The organism is Balneolales bacterium ANBcel1 (assembly GCA_029688905.1).
Lineage (GTDB): Bacteria > Bacteroidota > Rhodothermia > Balneolales > Natronogracilivirgulaceae > SLLW01.
In genome coordinates, this window is the sequence record JARULB010000005.1 from 116,201 (window position 1) to 136,295 (window position 20,095).

The window sequence follows — 20,095 nt, forward strand, 5'->3', positions numbered from 1 at the left end:
AGGCTCATTGGCGCTGACATCAGTTGACACCTGATTGTCAGCGAATGACCACCAGCTTGCCAACGCCACGCTGATCGTTTTGATCATCGACCGAAACGATGATGTAGACTCCGGTGGCCACACGGTCGCCGTTATAATCGCGGACATCCCACTCCACACGGCCGCCTTGCGACTCCATACGTCGAACCAGGCGGCCGTCTACGGTCAGTATCCGAATAGTGGTACGTTCCGAAAGGCGGTCGATCACCACTCGTTCCATATCTTCACGCTCATAAGAGAACGGATTCGGATAGACGAACAGGTCTTTCATTTCCGCAACACTGCCCCGGACCACATCCACATAGCTGACCAGTCCCAGATCCGTGGCAATAAAGATCCTGCCCGTTTCCGAGTCGTAGGCTAGCGACTGGATCGTATTGGAGATCAGCGGACTGTTCTCGGTCGTGAAGTTTCTTACCGGTCGGTGCCGGCCGCCGTCTTCTTCAATGAGCCAGAGGCCCTCGCCGTCCGTGCCGATCCATTTCTGGTTGGCAGAATTTACTACGATACTGGTAACCGGGGTTGTACGCAGTAAAAACGGTGAATCTGCCGTTTCGTCGGCATTCAGAATCAGGGTGGCCTGCCGGTCATTGGCACTTCCGTCGATAATACGCTGAGGAAAAGGAAAGCGGGCGAGTCCGCGCTGGGTACCGACCCAAATCTCCCCGCGCCGGTCCTGCACCACCGTATTCACCTCCATGTGAGGCAGGTTGCCGCTGCCGGGATTGTCGGTAAGAAGTACGCCGTCGCTGATCCTGTTATCCTCCACCCGCTTGACCACCAGGCCACGGCCGGCACGGCGGTCATTTTTAACCGTCAACCAAAGCTGGCCGTAGGAGTCCGCCGTCACCCTGTCGTAAAATTCTGTTCCTGACAAAGACTGAAATCTGGGAAAAGCCGTCCACTCTTCGTTTTCCGGCTTAAAGCGGAACAGCGAGGTAACCGTATTCTCCCAGTTTGCCATCCATAGATGACCGTTGCGATCGGTGTCCAGGCCGCTGGCGACTATAAACGCGGAGCCGGGGCTAATACCTTCAAGAGGGGAATTCCAGCTGTCCCAGATCGTGATTTCATCCGTCTCTCTGTTATGCTGGGCGACTCCTCTTCCCCATGAACCGAAGAAAAAATAATCGCCGGATGCCGCTGTTGTGTACACGCTGTTAAAATTCCTTTGCTGCAACACCGGATGAGTCAGGTTGTTAAAGCTGAACCATTCCCCGTCCCGAAACAGATAGTACCCGGTCTGTGTCGTACCGGCACCCCTCGACCCCCACAAATTGTTGGATCCAGAAGCCAAAATACCGTTGCTTACGATAACGTCGGAAAAACTGTTCATGTAAGGCCCTTCCGGAAGAAAGCCGGCGACATGGGTTCCGTCGTACAGATCCAGTGCCAAAACTCCCATGTTGGTTGTCCCGACAAGCAGTCGGCTCCGGGCGTCATCCACCGCCACGGTATTGACAGGCTGTCCTGCTTCATCCACCGAAAAAAACGATTCGGATTGATCCGGATAGCGGACCATAACCTGCTGTTCGTTCCAGGCAACCAGATAGTTACCGTCGGTGGAGGTGGAAATATGGCGAATCCGTGCGTCTTCAAAAAAAGGTGCCGGCGACCAGTCAGTTCCATCAAACCGCATGATTACATCCCCCATAAGAGCCAGCACATCCCCCCTGTAGTGGGCCAGCGCGGTAACGTTGCCACCAAAGCCGGCCTCCGTGCCGTACGAAGTCCAGTAGTCGGGTACCACCAGATCGCCGGAAGCGGCATTGGCTACAGCAACCCCTTCGGGAGTAGCCGCGAAAAACACCTGCTGATGTACCATGACATCATTCACCCTGGTGCCGGATGAAAAATCCCCCAAATTGGAATAGGTGTCCAGTGTAATTTCGCGCCGCGGTTCGAATACAACAATACCGAAATCGGTTGCGATGACCACCTCCTCCCCGAATGTTCGTATTCGATTGATCCCGCGCGGACTAAACCGGGAAGCCCTAAAAATATCCGTGTACTGAAAAAAACGCTCGCTTTGCCTGTCGTATGACTCAAACATGCCGTCGTTGTACCCGAGCCACACAAGGCGGTTTTCGGAGTCGAAGTGGATAGTGGCGGGATTGATCCGATGCATCCCCTCGGTGGGAGCCAGCGATCCCGCGATATCATCGCCTTCCACCCAGAATATCCCCCCTTCGCTGACCGCCCAGAACCGGCCGTCTTCCTCTACTCTGACATCAAGAACCGTGGACTGGGAGCTGAACGACTGCCATGTGCCGATGGGTTGGGCGGGCGCCGTTGACACCTGTACAAGAAGCGTCATCACAGTGGCGGGCAGCATTGCGGCTAACAGCAGAGTGGCAAGTCGAAAGTATTTCATGGAGATGCTTTTTGGAGGAGAAAACGATTCCTAATATAACGGGATGATCTGAAAAATCATTGCGGGGAGGGATGGTGCCCGGCCCGGGGAATCCACAGCCCGGTTTTAGTGGCAAGGCGCTGTCCGCAGCCTGTTGTGTCGCCGGAACTGGCAACGTACCGGCACCACAAAAGGCTACTCTGTATCTTGGAAATAGTGTAATTTGCGGCCATCCATTCAAACCATCGCTACCGAGTCTACAGAAAATCATGGCACGGGTTCTTTATACACTTCTTGCCCTTTTTCTACTTTTTCTGTTCTGGCTGTTTCGGCCAGGACTCACTCCCCCCGATGTTTCGGTTCCTGAAGAGCTACCCGAGCTCACCTTCCAGGTTGATCAGGTGGATCGGGAAATTCAGAGGAGGGAGGAAAGGGCCGGCCGGTTGAGGCCCGGCAATGAGGCGCGGGTGGTATGGTACGAACCCTTGCGGGGACAGACGGCGCAATGCGCAGTCCTCTACATCCATGGGTTTACCGCAAGCTATATGGAGGGCTATCCGCTCCATGAACAAACGGCGGAGGCGCTTGGCTGCCACCTTTATGTCGCCCGGCTGCACGGACACGGAATGGATACCGACGCTCCCCTTGCCGACATGCAGCCCGACTCTCTGCTGGCAGATGCCGTTCATGCGCTTGCCGTCGCTAATCTGCTGGGGGAGGAAGTGGCTGTAATCGGCACCTCGATGGGAGGCATGATCGCGCTGCACCTGGCGTCCCGCCACCCCGAATCGGCAGACGCGCTGGTATTGCTCTCCCCGCTCATTGAATTCGCGGGATGGTCCTCCTTCCTTTTCGACAAACCCTGGGGACAGCGCATCATGAAGTTGATTCTTGGCGGTTCTTATATCGAGTCGGTTCCCGAAAGTGACGAACATGAAATGTACTGGTACACTCGCTATCGGAAAGAGGCCCTGATGGCACTTAAGACCATGCGCAATTCGCTACTGACGGAAGATGTTTATGGGCACATCACTCAGCCGGTATTTGCAGGCTACTACTACCGGGATGAGGACCATCAAGATGATGTGGTATCGGTGAGCGCAATCCGGGGTATCGAGGAAAAGCTTGGAACCCCGCCTGAACACCGCCGTTTTGTCGCGTTTCCGGATGCGGATTCCCATGTACTCAGCTCCAAATACCGCACCGATTCCTATGGCGCGGTAACCGATTCCGTTGTTGGTTTTTTAAAACAATACATCGGGCACCGGGCGGATGACCAAATGCCGTAGTTATTGGAATGGTGCTTTCTGGCGGCAAAAAAAAGGCCGCTCATGGAAAGAGCGGCCCTGGAAAACAGGACACGAAGTTCCGGTTCTGCTATTTTAAACTCAACACTGTTTTGGAGGCACCTCAGGATGCCGGCTCCTCCGATTCATCCAGAGAGGCCACTATCAGTGCACCGCCTGCAAGGGCGATGTCCTTAAGCAGATTGGGTGCCGCGCCCATATCGTTGATCGTCGCCGGCAGATGGATGGTGAGCACAAAGATGATCAGCATCAATGCCAGGAGCTGCATTGCTAGCTTCACTTTTTTGTCAATGATTACGCTAATGGATGCCGCAAGCAGTGCAAGGCCCGTCAGATATACCCAGAAAATTCCTCCCGGGATGAATGCCGGAACCATCCCCGCCATACCCTGACCCTGCAAGAAATGAAAGATTCCAAAAACGAAAAACGGTAGTGCAAACAGGTACTTCCCCACTTTAACAAGCATTTCCTTATCCATAACAACCTCCTGTTGGAGTTACTAGTTTATGATTAATAATGCTTTTATGATGCTCCACCTATCTGAATTACTAAAAAAAACAGATCGAAGCAAGCAGATTCGGCAAAGACTCGGCGGGACAGTTCCTAATTCTTGAACGCGGTCGAAAACAGAAGAAGGGCGGAAGCCAGAGCGGTGTCCTTCAGCAGGCCGGGAGCGAGGGACATCTTGCCAATGGCATCCGGCAGATGAACAACAGCAACAAGAAGTACCAGCATGACGGCGATCAGGTGACAGGCCAGTTTCGCTTTCGCGTTGATCAAAATGGCAACGGAAGCTATAACCATGGCCAAACCGATACCGTACATCCAGAAAATACTTCCCGGAATAAACGCGGGCATCATCTCCGACAGGCGGGTTGCATCAGCAAAATGAAATATGCCGATGGACAGTACAAGCAACGCAAATAGCCAGATGCCTGTTTTTTGAATAGTATTATTTTCCATTACGGTTGTGGTAACATTTGCTGTGTAACGTTACATAATTTTTGCCTGAATGAAATATACCGGTTTCCCGGAAGGGGGGTAATTAGATCTTGTTAACTAATTAAGTCTCTTTAATATAAACATGGCGATGGGGAATGGGGAGGGAAACCCGGTCATGGTTGGCCGGCCTGCCTTTGGGGATGAGAATCCTCAGAGCGAGCAAGAAAGCTTGGTCGTGTGCCGCACACTCTGAATATCCGGGTTTGATGAACTGAAGGGGTACCTGTTTTATCCTGTTAATTCATTTGCCAAATGCTTTTATAATCACTCCGCAATTGTTTTTTGCCCGGTCAAGCGCTAATTTTGGGCTTTCGCATTTCCCGGCGGGATCACTTGCAAGACCCCATAGTTCAACCGGATAGAACGATAGCCTCCTAAGCTTTAGATCCAGGTTCGAGTCCTGGTGGGGTCACACCGCCTTTTAAACCGGCTAATCCTTGATACACCGCACGGGATTGCCGCCTGCCCGGCTTCCCTCGTCAAAAAGACTGGCATTGTGTTCGTTGAACCTCAGCTGGGTTGCACTCGTACCGGATACGGTACTAGCCCAATAACCGGCGAAGGTACCGACACTGGAGAGCATGCCGTGTCCACCGCCGCGAAATCCCGGCATCGGCAGCTTGAGTGGCGAATTCATTGCTCCCTCATCGTCTTCGCTGCTCCAGCTTTCGAGTTCGGCTTCCCACTCTTCTCTGGTCGGTATCCGGAAACCGGGCGGACACGGGTTGCCCGTGCCATCCAAACCTTGCCAGAGATTATCATTCGGGGGCGAGCGCCAGTCCCAGTTGGCTCCGGCATCACTCAAAATGAAACTGTCGTGACCCGGATCGTCGTAATCGCTTAATCTTCTGACCGAGGACGACGTCCGCTTTTCGTGTCCGTCCGCCGCACGTCCCCACTGGTAGAGGTTACCATACGCCAGCGAATCTGTGCTCGATGTCGCCGCACGGCTCGCACCCAGGTTGCGGTCCATCCACACCTGGCCTGTAGCCGGACTGGTAATTTCGACCACCTCGGTTTCGGTGTCTCTCGGCCAGTCAACATAGGCATCTTCCCCAAAGTTGGCGGTTATACTAATATCATACCCGGGCATGTTCACCGTGGTACTTGCCGAACCGGGGTTGTCCACATAGGCGATGTCACCCGTCCAGTTCAGGAAGGTGTAGCCATCTCTGTCGATAGCGTCAATATCCACAACCGTTCCTTCGGTATAATCACCGGCACCAACCACCATGCCGCCGCCGTCCGGCGAAATGTAGAGATAGAGCGCGTTTTCATCCGGATTAACAACTTCGGAATCTTTGATGCACCGTACCGAAATTCCGCCTCCCCGGTTAAAATCACTCATATAGGCGCGTACATCGTTGAATTCCTGCCGGCGTGAAAAGATCCCGACTACGGAGCTTGACCAGTAGTTACCCCACGCACCCATGAAACCGCGGCCATTTGCCTGAGGCAGCTTAAGCGGAGACTCAAAGGCACCGTCCGCATTATGAGTGCTCCAGCTTTGCCGCTCTTCATCCCACTCCTCCTCTGTCGGAATCCTGTATCCCGGCGGACATGGGTTGTTGGTTCCGTTCACGCCCTGCCAAAGAAAATCATTCTGCGGAACCCGCCAATCCCAGGGGCTGTCCATGATATCAATAAAATCGCCATGGCCGGGCTGGTCGGAACTGCTCAGCTCATCCACAGAATACGAATCGCGCTTCTGGTGTCCGTCCGCCGCACGCCCCCACTGGTAGAAATCTCCGAACGCCTCCTCATCGGAACTTGATGTCGCCGCACGGCTCGCACCCAGGTTGCGGTCCATCCACACACGACCCGTAACGGGATTGGTCACGGGCATCACTTTCGTGACGGCATCCCTGGGCCAGAGGCCGTTATCCTCCCTGGCGACAATAATAACGGATCCCAAATCCACATCCTCGAAGGCGGTGACGGCAAACGCCATTCCCTGGAATCGGTCGGTCTGCTCCACCACAATCCGGTACTGAATATCCATTTCCACCTGGTTCATGTCACCGGAAATTCGGGATGAGAGACGGCCACCCTGCCGGACGCGGATCTCGGGGGTACCGCCTCCAACACCTGCGCTGATAAACGTCATTTTCTGTGTCACCGAATACCCGTTCCCGCGCACCCGCAGGATATACTGCCCCTGCGCGAGACCACCGCCCAGATTGATCTGTATCTCGTGGTTGCCGGCACTCACATCGGCACGGCTGCGCAAAACCTGCTGCCCGAGGATATTATACAGGGCAATTTCTGCCTGCGTGTTTTCAGGGGCATGGAATGGAACCGTAGTACGGGGATTAAACGGATTGGGGTATGATGCCCCCAGCGCAAACTCCGAAGGCATCTCCGAACCGTCTGCGGAACCGGAAGAAGTGGAAACCGGTTGGTAAACCAGCGTAAAACGCCCCTGGCTGTCGGTTTCATCCGAAGCGATATGCTCATTATTTTCATTGAACAGCATGACCGGCACACCGGAAACAGGGACCTGATCCTGATCCGCCAAAACACCGGTAACCTCGTACCGTTCTGAAGTGCTTCGGAACAAAAAGGCCAGAAGAATCAAAATAACCGTCTGTATCGAAACCGTCGGAAATACGTATCTCATAGCTCTCCCCCCACATTTGTAAATATTACCTGCTGCAGAATAATAAATCCCTGAAATAATTTCTTGAAAATCAACCTGGCAGACGTGTAAGGTATGTAATAACAATCAGTTACCATCGAGCCCTTCTTTGTACCTGTAAACCCGGATTTACAGCGGAAATAGCGGGTTAATCAGCCTGGATGCATGATATGCAAGGGCGCGGCAATCCTGCAAAAGCGGCATGAAACCTATAATGCTCCACTCCAAAAAGGAAATCAATACTATAACAGCGGTTTAATCACATTGGAGAGCATGAACCGGAAGGCTTTGCTCCGGTACGATACGTCGTTGAATCCCAGTACGACGAAGGCCCCGGTGGCGGGATGATGCATAAGATAGGAACCGGTTACCCCGACACATCCCCAGCAGCTGTAGGCTTCCGGCATCAATAAGGGGATGCTCGTAAAGGTCCAGATCGAATAGCCGTACCGGATATTGAACTGCGGAAAACCCATGGGGAGATTATCGCTGCGCATACGGTCCAGGGTCTCTTTCCTGACCAGCCGGCTACCGATAAGTGCCCGGATGAAGGCCAGGTACTCTTCCGAAGTGGCCACCACACCACCGCCGGCGTAGTCGATCTGATAAAACCCTTCAAGGGTGGATGGATCCAGTCCGTTTACATAGTATCGCGCCCTCGGGTAAGCGGAGGGTTCCGCCGGTTCGGAGTACCCTTGCATGTACGCATGTTTCATCTGAAGCGGATCGAAAATATAACGGTGCAGCGCCTCGTGAAATGGCCTCCCGGTAACCTGTTCGACAATCAGGCCCAGCAGATAATAGTTGGTATCGGTATAAACATGTTTGGTACCGGGCCGGGCTTTGGGGCGCAAATGCTCTTTCCCCCAGAGGATGGCTTCCCTCGGCGACAGGCGGCGCGGTTCCTGCATGATCTGCTTGAGCAGCGGCCAGAACACATCTGCCAGGCCGGATGATTGCTGCAGCAGGTGCCGGATGGTAATCGCGTCAGAATAATCCTTTCCGCGATAGATGTGCAACCCGTCCATCAACTCGTTATTCAAATGACGCGCAATGGGATCGTCGAACGAGAGCACACCCTGTTCGTGAAGGATGGCCACAACCGTAGCCGTGAACAGTTTTCCGGCACTCGCCATGTAGTGAGGTTGATCCGGATGCGCCTCCACCCCGTCAGTGTGCCCCTCGGCGAGATTCATATGAATCCCGTGCCTGTCGGAATGCACCAGTAAATAGGCGTTTTTTACCTTTTTGTCGGCTTTCACCTGTTTGCGGAACCGCTCCTCGATCCGCGACTGTATCATCCCGGTCTCCATAATCTCCCGTTGCTGTTGTGCCTGTTACTCCGGATCTCCAGTTTATTATTTCCCAATAACTTCGTTGCTCCACCGGATGATTGATTTTCCGACTTCCGGGTTGTATTCATCAAAAAGCTGCAGCACATGGCCGCCCACCAGTTTGTCATAGGCTTCCTGCATGGTACCCGATTTTGCAAAATAGTGATCCGTGAGCGGATAAACCATAAGCGTGGCGTTGCCGGGGTGAAAATAATTGACGGTTCGGACTATCTGTTCGTGCGCCGAAAGTGAATAGGCCTGGAAGTCGGATTCTCCGAACTGAACCAGTACCTGCGCGGTGGTATTCCTCCAGTTTTCCAGATGCGGCTCGTCTTGTATCTGGCGCCAGTATTCGGCATTCCGGCCGTATATGCGTCCACCGCCGTCGTACCCCATGGTTGACTGCAACAGGCTGTCCAGGCGGGGATCCGCTGCCAGCTCTTCCAATGCCTCTCCCTTGATGAAGAACCGGTAGTTCAGCTCATAGCGATCGACAACAGACTGCTCGTGCGTGATGGGATCCATTCCGGCCAACTGATTCTGGACCCTGGCCAGGCCGGTCATGTATTCGAACCAGGACAGTGCCGATGTCCCGTAAACGATCACGCCGGCCACATCGTAACGCGCACTCAGTGCCGGGGCAATCACACCGCCCATTGAGTGTCCGTAGATGATGATACGTGACGGGTCCACATAAGGCAGGGTTTTTAGTTTTTTCAATCCCTGCTCAAAGTTCTCAACTTCATCCAGCAGGTCGGTCGACTCGCATTCCGGAGTGTTCCAACTGTCGCCCAGCCCGCTCTTTTCGATGCGAAGTGTCACATAACCGGCCTCGACATAGGCGTCCAGAATGCGTTTATAGGGGTGATTGTCCTGCCAGTACTCGATGGATGTGCAGGTATATCCCGGAATAAAAAGCATGGCCGGCATCGGTGTTTCGCCGGGGGGCTTGTTGATAATCACCCGCAGCAGTCCGTCCCGAAACGGAGCCGAGGTATAGATTACTTCCGAACCGGGGTGGGTCTCGTAGCCGCGCGACGCGAACGCATCTTCGAGTACAAGCTCTTCGCCATCTCTGACTATAACCGCCTTAACGGGATCTCCTTCACGACTTTGTGACAAAATGGCTTGCAAAGCGGACATATCAGCTGTTGGTGTGGCATTGACCGACACCAGGCGGTCGCCCGGCTTCAAGCCGATCCGCTCTCCGGTGCCACCGATGACTTCAACTACCATCAGTCCCGTAATCGCGACCCCGGTGCCATCCGGGGCTTCGTCCTGTTCCGGCGGATCGCTTTCAAACTGCGTGCCCATCCAGGCTCGCTTCCGCAACTCCTGAACACTACTGTCATCCGGAAGCTCTTGAATGCTGTTGCGGAGCTCCGCAGGGTGGTGATTCGCTTCCGTCGATGAAGACCACGCCGGCAGACAAAAAGTGAGCATCATCAGTAATAGAAAAGAATAACGTACAATGTTGGATGTCATGCCATACCTCTCTTCGGGTTACAAATACTTGAATAAGCCGGACAGCATCATCGCCGACTCTGCTTTTTAAACGGACTTTCAATATTGCAGCATGATGCCTTCACCCTTGTTCGCCGCTATCAGGGCCATACCGCCGGCACATTCCGGAATGTTCCGGCACCTTTTCGGGCTCATGCAATTCCACATCATACGTGCAGGATCCGGATTAGTTTCCGATAAATGAGAACCGAGCGGCCGTACGCATGGATGGGCTTATAAGCAGTCGGACAAAAATGGACCTGGTTACGGAGAGTCGGATAGCGAAACTGACTCCGGGCAGCTTTCCGCAACAGATGTCAGGCTGCAACCTGTAATGCGTAGTCGCTTCGTTTTCTGCCACACAAAAGTGAGGCATACCGCACAGGGTGGGGTTCACTACTGAGGTTTTCGGGCAACGATATACTCGTACGCGTAGTAATCCGAGTACCGCTTGTGAAGCTCCGGCTCCCGGGCCATTTCGTCCACAATCGACAGGATGGCGGGCTCACCGGCATATTTCGTCCTGAGTTCCTGGATTCGGGCCTTCATAGGTGTGTAGAAGTCATCCCACCAGGCTTCATCCGGCAACATAAAGTGCCCGATGAGTTCGAAACCGCATTCTGTCACTCTCCGGATGGCCTCTTCCAGCCGGCCCATAGTCGGGTAATCCGCTTCAAAACCCGCTTTAAGTTCCGCGGGGGGATCATCTTTTCGCCATATGGCCTCGGTAAAAACAAGCCGGCCGCCCGGACGCAGCAGCTTGTGGCAAACCGGCAGCGAAGTATCAAGTCCGACGCTGTACAACGCCCCCTCCGACCAGATGAGGTCGAAATGTTCCGGTGGCAGCTCCGGCCGGGCCATATCCCCGATCTGTGCCTTCACCCTCCCGGAGAATCCTTTTTTGGCAATTACGGCATTCAATTGCTCGATGAAAGGCGTATGGTTATCCATTGCCAGAATAGTGCCGCCCGTCATTTCGGCAAGATAACAGGTCTGTGCACCCGTGCCGCAGCCCATGTCCAGGACTTTCGGTGCCTCAGGAAGTCCCGCACACATCTCAAGCGCTTTTTCGGCACTGGCACGATTGCCCGGTCCCTGCCTTGGCAAGCTCTCATACAGCTCGAAAAACAATGATTCAAATTGCGGATCATTCATGTTTATTCTCTTATTGATGGACGGCCATTGCAAAAGTCTTGCGATTGAGACTTCTCCCCCGCTCTATTTTATCAGGCTGAGCGTTCTGGTTTCGGCGAAAGCTCCGGCACGCAACGTGTAGAAATACACCCCGCTTGAAAGCGCACGGGCATCGAATACGACCGTATGAAACCCGGGCTGCATGCGGTCTGATACCAACGACTCAACCCTCTGGCCCAGAAGGTTGTAAACATTCAGCTCGACATGGGATTCGTGCGGAATACCAAATGAAATACTGGTCGACGGATTAAACGGGTTGGGATAATTCTGGCTCAGGGAAAACTCTCTGGGAGTCCCCGGTTCCTCACCGGCGGATACGGCCGTTATCGTCGCCTCGTTGCTGTAAATGGACTCGGCCGATCCCGCATAGGCTTTGACCCGGTAGGTGTAGGCAGTGAGACTCTCCAATCCGTCGTCAACATAGCGGTACCCGGACTCGATCGGCTCGGTACCGATAACGGAAAAAACCGACTCAGCTTCTGATGCGCGTTCGATGATAAATCCCTCTGCGATGCTGGAGTTGTCGTTCCAGGTGAGGGTGATCTCGTTGGTGCGGGAGGTATGAAGCTCAAGATCCGACGGACCCAAAACCAGGGTGAAAGACATTGTTTCGCTCCATGGACTCGTTCCCGACAAATTATTTGAACGGACGCGAAAGTAGTAGGCTACCCCCTCTCTGGTGCTGTAAAAAACCCGTGAAGTATCGGTGGTTGATGCGGACGTGACACCCTGCTCAAAATCCGGATCCGTTGCAAATTGCACATCGTAGGAACTGGCATAGGGTGCAGGATTCCAGGCAAACCGGAGGAAATCTGCACGGGTGGCATGCGGAAGCGCTGTTCCGCTTTGGGGAGCTTCGGGCATGGGGATATCGGTACTGAACATGCGGCTGCTGCCCCATGGACCCACCTCACCTTCCTGGTTTCTGACCCGTACCCGCCAGTGATAAAACACGCCCTGTCCCAGTCCGTCAAATGTAACCGATGTTCCGGACGTGGAATCCTCCTTCAGCACATTTCGGAACGAGGCGTCTTCGGCCAGCTGTACTCGGTATACAGCTGCATTCTCAACTTCCTCCCATTCGAATATGACTTCGGTATCCAATCCCGCTTCGCCTTCCGCCGGGCGTTGCAGCGGCGCAGTCTCCATAAATGAAGAGCCATCCGAAAGTTCCGGAGTCTCCCAGGTAATCCACGGAGAAAGGTCGGTTTCATATACTGTGCTTCGGATCCGGGTATCGGAAGATTCATCGCCGAGCAGAAAACGATCCACAAAGGCTTCCATCTCCAGACGGACATTTTCGGGAACCTGGCAATGGGAATGTCCCCCCACAATGGCATAGCCGAATCGTTCGGGGATACAAAGCGCGTTATATACCTCCTCGGCTCCCCGGCTTGCTACATACCCCGATTCATCAGCCATCCATTCGTAACCGGGGTTACCGGTTACCAGCAAGGCTCTGGGCGCTACCATCGCCATCAGCTCATGATGGTCAAAGGGCAGCCTGTTCACCGCGTTTGAAAAATTATTCTGGAATCTCGAGGCAAACCATGACGCATTCGTATTATTGAGCCTCTCTACACCGGGCAGCGTCTCGTTCACCCGCCAGGCGGTATATCCGCCACCCCCTGACTCCTGTGAAATGGTAAGCGCAATTCGCTCATCAAACGCTCCGGCATACAGAGCCATTTTCCCGGCGAACGAGCAGCCGGTGACCGCCAGGCGCTCCATATCCAGGTTGATTTCATCGGCAATCAACTCCAATCCGTCGATCAGTCGGCTGACCCCCCAGGGCCAGGCACTGTACGCTCCGATGTGGGTATGTTCCGGGAACAGGACATTTATAGGTTCATTACCCCTGGTTTGAGTGTGGCTCATGACCTGCCCGAAATTAAAGGGTATCTGCATAATATCCCGGCTGGTAAAGATGTCGGAGGGCAGACTCCCCGACGGACCGCCCATTCCGATGACGGCCGGAACCGGACCATCCGTATCTCCTTCGGGCAGAACGATATTCGAAGTAAGCACCAGAGTGTTCCCTCCAACCGTCACCTCGACGGTCAGTACATTGTCATCGGGGGAATAACTGGCCTGGAGGTCATCCGGCAGCGGTGGACGTTCCCCGACCTGATAGTGATGAATCATTCCCCCAACCTCCGCGCGACGGTATCGCCAGTCGGAAAAATGGGCGATCCGGCCTCTGCCGTCGAACCAGGCAAACGGATCGGGCAGCGAACTGACGGAGGGCAGGTCGTTTCGGGGCGGGAAGGCGGGCATGGGGCAATCCACACAGGTGTTTTCCTCATCATAGACCAGGGGCAATGACTCTCCAACGGGTATTCCGGCAGTTGAAAACGCGCTGCCACTAGCTTCTTCGGCAGGCAGCTCCCCGGCACTCATGGCATAGGCTCCGGAAGCAATAACGAACAATACAAGATACAGGAATGCTGCACACAGAAAATTTGGTCTCTTCATACTCGAAATAATTGTTTCAGGATGGCTTTGACAGCGGTTTTCATGCCGCCGCCTTTGAAAGTGTCAGAGCAATATAGGAAATAACTATCGGGATATGCACCCTGATAATAAACCTGATCAGTATCACTGCACGCGGAGCCGTCCGTCCATTCATCTGCAGGCGAGTGACATAGACTCCTGACGACAACTCAGGAGTACCGAATCGCACCGCATGAATCCCGGCACCGAACAAGCCGCAGGCCGACAGAACCATCGTCCTGCCATTCAGGTCAAACGTTTCCGGCCGGACATATCCGGGCAGCTTGGTTCATACCTGATTACAGAATGCGAGGTAGAGCGGGGTGGCAGAGACCAATTGGGGATGACGATTCATGGCATCAGGAACGAGCCCGAACCCCTACACCAGCGGGAACACCACCTTCACAAACAATCCGTTTTCATTTCTCATCTCCAGCTCCCCCTTCACCTGTTTGCTCAGCCCACGTATCAGATTCAACCCGAAGCTTTGGTCAGGTCTGCCGGCGAGCAGTTCTTCAGGCAGGCCGACGCCATCATCCCTGATGATCAGTTCGCATTTCCCTGCCTTGTCGGCCAATGTGATTTTAACTTTCCCGGCTCTGTTCTCGGGAAACGCGTGCTTATAGCAGTTGGTAACAATTTCATTGGCCAGGAGTCCGCATGGCACAGCCTGACTTATTTCAAGATACACATCCTCGGCTTCGATTTCGGTTGACACATCCAGGTCTTCGTACTGGTTGTTGATATGTTCGGCCAGGTCTCGCAGATATCCCCCGAATTCGATTTCGGCGTACGTGTCGGTCTGATAGAGCTTTTCGTGGATCATGGACATGGACCGGATCCGGTTCTCGTTTTCCCGCAGCAGCTCTGCGATGGCCGGATCCTTCTGTTCCTGCGCTTTAAGGGAAAGAAGTCCGGAGATCACCGCCATGTTGTTTTTCACCCGATGATGGATTTCCGACAGAAGAACATTTTTTTCCTTAAGCGACTTGCGAATTGCTTCCCTTGATATCTTCGCCTCGCTGACATCCTGGGCAAAAGTAATCACCTGATCCACCTTTCCGTTGCTGCCGTACAGAGGGGAGGCGAACATCTGAACATACAGACGTGACCCATCCCGCCGCCGGCGCTCCAGTTCCAGGCCGCGAACCACCTCTCCTGAAAGCACCCTGTCCAGCATCTCCATATAGTCATCCTGCTGGTCATCCGGAACATCCGGAGCCGGTTGGCCCAGGACTTCATCACGTTTCCAGCCGTATGTGGTTTCCGCCGAACGGTTCCACAATGTCACATATCCGTCGGTTCCCACTACCGACATCATCATGGGTGAGCTTTCAATCAATGCCTCCAACCGCTGATTATTTTGCAGCATCGCTTCCTCGGATGCCTTTCGCTCCGTCAGGTCGTACATGGTACCGTAAAACTGCGGCGTTCCCTCACGGCTTTGATCCAGCAACATGACATTCCACTCCAGCCAGCGATCCTGGCCGCCTCTACATTTCAAACGATACTCCCTGCGGAAATTCTTCTGGCCCGACTCCAGCAATTGTTCAAAATCTTCCCGGGCCTTCTCCCTGTCATCAGGATGCATGAATTCGTAGATACTTTTCCCGATACAGTCCGAACTGTCGCAATGGGTAATCTGATCCCAGGCCGGACTCACATAGCAAAGGTTCCCCTGCTGATCGGCCTGAAACACCACTTCACGAATGTTTGCCAGCAGCGCCTGGTGCAGGTTCTTGCTCTCAACCAGCGATTCCTGCATGCGTACTTTCTGTATATAGTAGCCGAGCGCCCCCGACAGGCTTCGGATCACCTGTTTCGATTCGTCAGGCCAGGGATCAGCATTGGAACAATTATCAAAGCAAAGTACCCCCCACAGACGCTTGTCCACAATTATGGGTGCGGCAAGCAGAACCCGGCTTTTATTCTGCTTCATCCATTTTTGCATCGCTCCTTCGTGATCGGCGGGCATAATATCCAGCACTCTGCCCCCCTCCAGTTCCTGCACTGTTTCCGGCATCCACTCATCCCAGTTCATGTTGCGGGTCGCCTTTGTATTCAGGATATGCAGGGTATCATACTTGACCCACTCATACTTCAGGTCGAAAGTCCGGCTTTCCCCACCGCCATAGCTTCGGTAAATATGAACGCGGTCGAAGGCGCCGGCCTGACCGATGGTCTTCATCATTTTCTTGATGGCATCGTTGAAATCCGGCGTGCGCAGCAACTGATAGATCGATGCCGCCATGCCTCGCAGGATGCCGGTCAGATAGTGCAACTCCTGGTTGGTCTGTCGGTAAAGCGTGTAGTCCTGCATGCTGGCTTCATAATAGAGAACCGTGCCGGATTCATCCTTTACCGAACGGGCGTTGCAAAGTATCCAAATTTGTTTCTCGCTTTTCTGGCTCACCCGAAACATGAAATTGCTCACCGACTCATTTTCTTCGAGCAGGGTTTTAAACTCTTCCTTGCGCTCCGGATCAACAAACTTGCGAAAGAAATTTGTAATCTCCTCTTTCAGTTCGTCGGACGAATCGTACCCCAGAATATGTACAATCGATTCATTGGCCCGAAGGATCTGGCCCTCGGTTGTCAACTGCAGTATTCCAATTCCCGCCTGTTCAAACATATCCCGGTAGCGGTCTCGGGATTTGTACAGAAATCGCTCATGGCGGATCCAGCACTTTTCCACATGGAATGCGACATACCCGATAAACCCGAAACCAACCAGCAGGGTAATGCCGATGAGTATGCTGGTAACCCGGCCTATACGCTCAATATAGCGGACAAGTCCGGCTTCCATGATCTCATTTTCAAGCATAATCTGCTGGTTGAGCTCCTGGAGTTCACGCATGTATCCCGTTGCGTGCAGCCCGGTCATGTTCCCATGGACGTGATCACGCAGCAGCCTGCGCGAAAGATCGAACAATCGATAGTGATAGGTCATGGCATAGTCCCATGACGTGATATCCCTGTCGGGGAAGGGGATTACCCTGGAGTAGTTGCTCAAGCGATTGATTCGGGTTGCCTGGCCGTTGGTAAGACCTACCTGCACAAAAGCGTTGGTGATCGATTCGTTATTTGACTCTTCGCTTTCCACTTCGTTCATGGCCCTTGCAAGATCGATCAGCGGCGAAGCGGTACTCCGGAATTTCTGCAGATCGCGGACGTCACCGGTCCGCGCATAGTTCATCAGGTGAAAGGAGGCATCGGTTTGAATCCGGCTGATATTGGTATTCATAACCAGCAGCGTCCGGCAGGATTTCTGCAAATCCATACCGATCACAAAACCCGCAATGGTTATGACAGCCAGTGCGAGTCCGGAGATAATCAGGCGCCTGTAATAGGCTATTTCCCGGGCCGGTTTCAAATTGAATGATTTTACTGTGATAGATAACGTTTTCTGTCATCTTAGTTATCGGCTGTCCGGCTGTTTTCATAAACACGTTCCAGCGACTGTTTTTCCACATGACTTTGCTCATCCCCGGGTCGGTATTTGTGGGCCCGGCCGACGGCCACTCGCGACCCCCGTACCCGGCAGACGGGGCATGCAACGCCACCAGTTGGATAATGGCGGATCCGAATCATATTTTACAACCGAATACGTTATCAAAATCATTGGGGTGCCGAAACATACAAGGTCCGGATATATCATTACCGTATCACCCCGGCTTGAGGCGCCCCTTATCGCCACCACTCTTAACATTATTGGCAAACAGGAGGAAATTATGCAGATATTGAAGCAGACAGGACCCTTTTTGGTATTGATGGCAATTATTGTGCTCACTGTTGGCTGTGAGCCCCATACAACCGAAACCGCTGAAATCACCGAAACAGGTGAATTACGTGGGAAAAATGTCGCATTTCTGGTAGGTGAGGGATTCCATGACGGAGAAACCCTCTTTCCAATGGCCTATCTCATCAACCATGGTGCGAACGTTACGGTTATCGGGGCCGAAACCGGGGAGTTTACCGCCTATAACAGCGATGTGACCGTCCTGGTACCGCTGTCGGTTGACGATGTTGTTCCCGGAAATTTTGACGCCCTTGTGATTCCCGGTGGCGGCTCGCCGGACAACCTTCGCCAGCATGATAATGTCGTCTCCTTCGTGAGAGACTTCTACGAAATGAACCGGCCAATGGCGGCCATCTGCCATGGCCCACAGGTTTTAATCACTGCAGGCGTGGTTGGAGGCCGTACTCTTACCGGCTTCCAGGGTATTGAAGATGAGATAACCGGCGCAGGTGCAAGTTTCGAAGATGTAGAGGTTATGGTGGATGGGAACCTGATCACCTCCCGGCTGCCGCAAGACCTTCCCGCATTCAGCCGGCAGATCGCGGAAGCGCTGATGAACTGACCTCCGGACGACCCACACCTCATCCGGCGGGAGTCAATCAAGCGGAGTCAGTGCCCGCGTTTCATCAAAAAACAGAAACGCGTCGTATCGCAGCGGCATAACGGTCTCCACGTAATTCTGCCGCGCATCCTGTTCCGGCTGATAGACCACTCCGATGGCACGGTTTCCCCTTTGTTCCAGCAGGGGACCGTGCGCGTCCGGATCATCAAACAGTAACAGCAGCGGAGAAATACCGGCACGGTACATCAGAGATTCGTAACTGCCATCCCGGGCTTCGGGCACCTGCATGCGCTCTCTGCGGCCTTCCCATTGCCGCGCTGCGTACACCTCACCCCGGTAGGTGCCGAAACCTACGGAGAAGACCTGCTCTTCGCCCAGGGTCTCGCGGGCAATCTGACCAATATTGCGCATTCCGGCATTTCGCATATCGGTAGCCCGGGCATCCCCGATATGTGTGTTGTGGGCCCAAACAATACCCCGCGCCTCCTCACCATACGCTTCGAGCAGCTTTTCAGCAGCGTCATAAAAATGGTCCACCCGGTGATTCCATGACTGCGGACCCTGTTGCAGGTTTCCCCGGATATGCCGCTCGGCAAAGACCACCATTCGGGAGTTCTGGTACGCTTTCAGAAATCCCAGAGAGTCATCGGCCGCGTACGTGTCCCGGTTCCGGGAAAGCAGCTCATGCACTTCCTCCAGGTCACCTCCGCAATGCTCCCCGCTAACTTGCACCGAGCGTAAATATCCGGAAAGATCCCGATGACGGTCAAAGCAGCCATACAGGCCGCGAACCCGGCGTACCTGTTGCGGGTCGTTCTGCTCAAGGAAAGCAATCACATCGCTGATCCCCTGCTCCCATGCGTAAACATCGAGACCGTAAAATCCGGCAGTACCGCCGGCCGGTTGCCGGCTGTTGTAATCGCGCATCCAGTTGACCAGATGCAGAACCTCTTCATTATTCCACATCCACTGCGGCCATCTGGAAAAAACGGACAGGGCGTCTCGGCTTTCCTGCGGATCATCCTCCATGTGCTTGACATGCCGGTTGATTCGAAAGGCAAGGGGCCAGTCGGCCTCCACAATCACAAAATCAAAACCTTTATCCTCAATAAGCCGCCGGGATATTTCCGCCCTCCAGGAGTAGTACTCGGAGGTGCCGTGCGAAGCTTCTCCAAGAAGTACCAGCCGGCGCTCCCCCGCCCGCTCAATCAGTGGACCAAGATCCTGCTTGCCGGACAGTGCGATCCCCGTTCCCCGGATATGATCCACCACCCGTTCATCCTGTGATGAGGCAGCAGAATACCCCGTGCCGGCATAACTGCCACCGGGAAGTAAAAGGGCCGCTGCAAAGAACAGCAATAAGCACCTTGCATATGCATAAAGCCTGTTTCCGTTGAGCGAGGGAGAAAACATCAGATTTTGAGACATCGTCACAGACCGGTTTATCAACGTTTTTGTGAACCCACTGTTCAAGTACAATAATCCATTATAAAATGGCCATCCTGTAAACAAGATTCCAAAGATATTCATGATGCAGAAGCGAGTAAAAATTTAATTAATAAAAAATTTGTATTCGTTTTGAAATCTCTTATATTACACTTGCGCTCAAGTAGCGTCTCTCTTGATGAATAGTTTAGGGCGGTTCACCTGATACGTGGGCCGCCCTATTTTTTTGGCCCTCCCTTCCGTCCAAATTTATGTGCAACATGTTCTTGCACAGCCGGTTACCTCTTCTCCTCCGTTTTGTTAAAAATAGTGTATCTTTTTCAGACACATTTCGTATAGTCGAGACCCGAATTGAATCGGTCCGGGTCGTTTTCTTATCCTAAATGTGTATGCTTCATCACTCTGACGGTCTCAACAAAGCACAA

The 20,095-nt window shown here is 53.5% G+C and carries 12 protein-coding genes and 1 tRNA gene; 3 read left to right on the top strand and 10 right to left on the bottom strand.

Annotated elements, in window-relative coordinates; all coding sequences use genetic code 11:
- Nucleotides 1–37: 37 nt before the first annotated feature.
- A complete protein-coding gene (locus QA596_08295; protein MDG5767459.1) occupies nt 38–2,413 on the bottom strand; it encodes a two-component regulator propeller domain-containing protein in 2,376 nt (791 codons plus the stop codon).
- 248 nt (nt 2,414–2,661) lie between these two features.
- Between QA596_08295 and QA596_08300 the strand changes: the two genes are divergently transcribed.
- Complete coding sequence (locus tag QA596_08300) at nt 2,662–3,681, top strand: alpha/beta hydrolase (protein MDG5767460.1); 1,020 nt, start codon at nt 2,662–2,664, stop codon at nt 3,679–3,681.
- A 121-nt stretch (nt 3,682–3,802) separates the two neighbouring features.
- On the opposite strand, the gene QA596_08305 is transcribed toward QA596_08300, so the two are convergent.
- Together QA596_08305 and QA596_08310 are read right to left on the bottom strand one after the other, a co-directional pair.
- Nucleotides 3,803–4,177 carry a hypothetical protein gene (locus QA596_08305; GenBank protein ID MDG5767461.1) on the bottom strand — a complete coding sequence of 125 codons (375 nt, stop codon included), beginning with the start codon at nt 4,175–4,177 and terminating at the stop codon, nt 3,803–3,805.
- A 125-nt stretch (nt 4,178–4,302) separates the two neighbouring features.
- Nucleotides 4,303–4,662, bottom strand: coding sequence for a hypothetical protein (locus tag QA596_08310; GenBank protein ID MDG5767462.1), 360 nt, complete (start codon nt 4,660–4,662; stop codon nt 4,303–4,305).
- 378 nt (nt 4,663–5,040) lie between these two features.
- Here QA596_08310 and QA596_08315 point away from each other — a divergent pair.
- Nucleotides 5,041–5,113: transfer RNA gene (locus QA596_08315), tRNA-Arg, on the top strand.
- A gap of 18 nt (nt 5,114–5,131) precedes the next feature.
- On the opposite strand, the gene QA596_08320 is transcribed toward QA596_08315, so the two are convergent.
- From QA596_08320 to QA596_08345, 6 genes are all read right to left on the bottom strand, one after another.
- Nucleotides 5,132–7,321 (bottom strand): FISUMP domain-containing protein, encoded by a 2,190-nt coding sequence (locus QA596_08320; GenBank protein MDG5767463.1) that lies wholly within the window; start codon nt 7,319–7,321, stop codon nt 5,132–5,134.
- Nucleotides 7,322–7,581: 260 nt separating this feature from the next.
- Nucleotides 7,582–8,652 carry a serine hydrolase gene (locus QA596_08325; protein ID MDG5767464.1) on the bottom strand — a complete coding sequence of 357 codons (1,071 nt, stop codon included), beginning with the start codon at nt 8,650–8,652 and terminating at the stop codon, nt 7,582–7,584.
- Nucleotides 8,653–8,697: 45 nt separating this feature from the next.
- Nucleotides 8,698–10,158, bottom strand: coding sequence for an alpha/beta fold hydrolase (locus QA596_08330; GenBank protein MDG5767465.1), 1,461 nt, complete (start codon nt 10,156–10,158; stop codon nt 8,698–8,700).
- Between the two features lie 414 nt (nt 10,159–10,572).
- Nucleotides 10,573–11,331 carry a class I SAM-dependent methyltransferase gene (locus tag QA596_08335; GenBank protein ID MDG5767466.1) on the bottom strand — a complete coding sequence of 253 codons (759 nt, stop codon included), beginning with the start codon at nt 11,329–11,331 and terminating at the stop codon, nt 10,573–10,575.
- A 63-nt stretch (nt 11,332–11,394) separates the two neighbouring features.
- On the bottom strand, nt 11,395–13,845 hold the full coding sequence (locus QA596_08340; GenBank protein ID MDG5767467.1) for a T9SS type A sorting domain-containing protein: 2,451 nt from the start codon (nt 13,843–13,845) through the stop codon (nt 11,395–11,397).
- A gap of 397 nt (nt 13,846–14,242) precedes the next feature.
- Nucleotides 14,243–17,236 carry a PAS domain S-box protein gene (locus QA596_08345; protein MDG5767468.1) on the bottom strand — a complete coding sequence of 998 codons (2,994 nt, stop codon included), beginning with the start codon at nt 17,234–17,236 and terminating at the stop codon, nt 14,243–14,245.
- Nucleotides 17,237–17,594: 358 nt separating this feature from the next.
- Between QA596_08345 and QA596_08350 the strand changes: the two genes are divergently transcribed.
- The gene (locus QA596_08350; GenBank protein MDG5767469.1) at nt 17,595–18,224 is read left to right on the top strand and encodes a type 1 glutamine amidotransferase; all 630 of its coding nucleotides are present in this window, start codon (nt 17,595–17,597) and stop codon (nt 18,222–18,224) included.
- A 33-nt stretch (nt 18,225–18,257) separates the two neighbouring features.
- Here QA596_08350 and QA596_08355 read toward each other — a convergent pair whose 3' ends face one another.
- Nucleotides 18,258–19,652, bottom strand: a complete 1,395-nt coding sequence (locus QA596_08355) for an erythromycin esterase family protein (GenBank protein ID MDG5767470.1) — start codon at nt 19,650–19,652, stop codon at nt 18,258–18,260.
- Nucleotides 19,653–20,095: the final 443 nt, after the last annotated feature.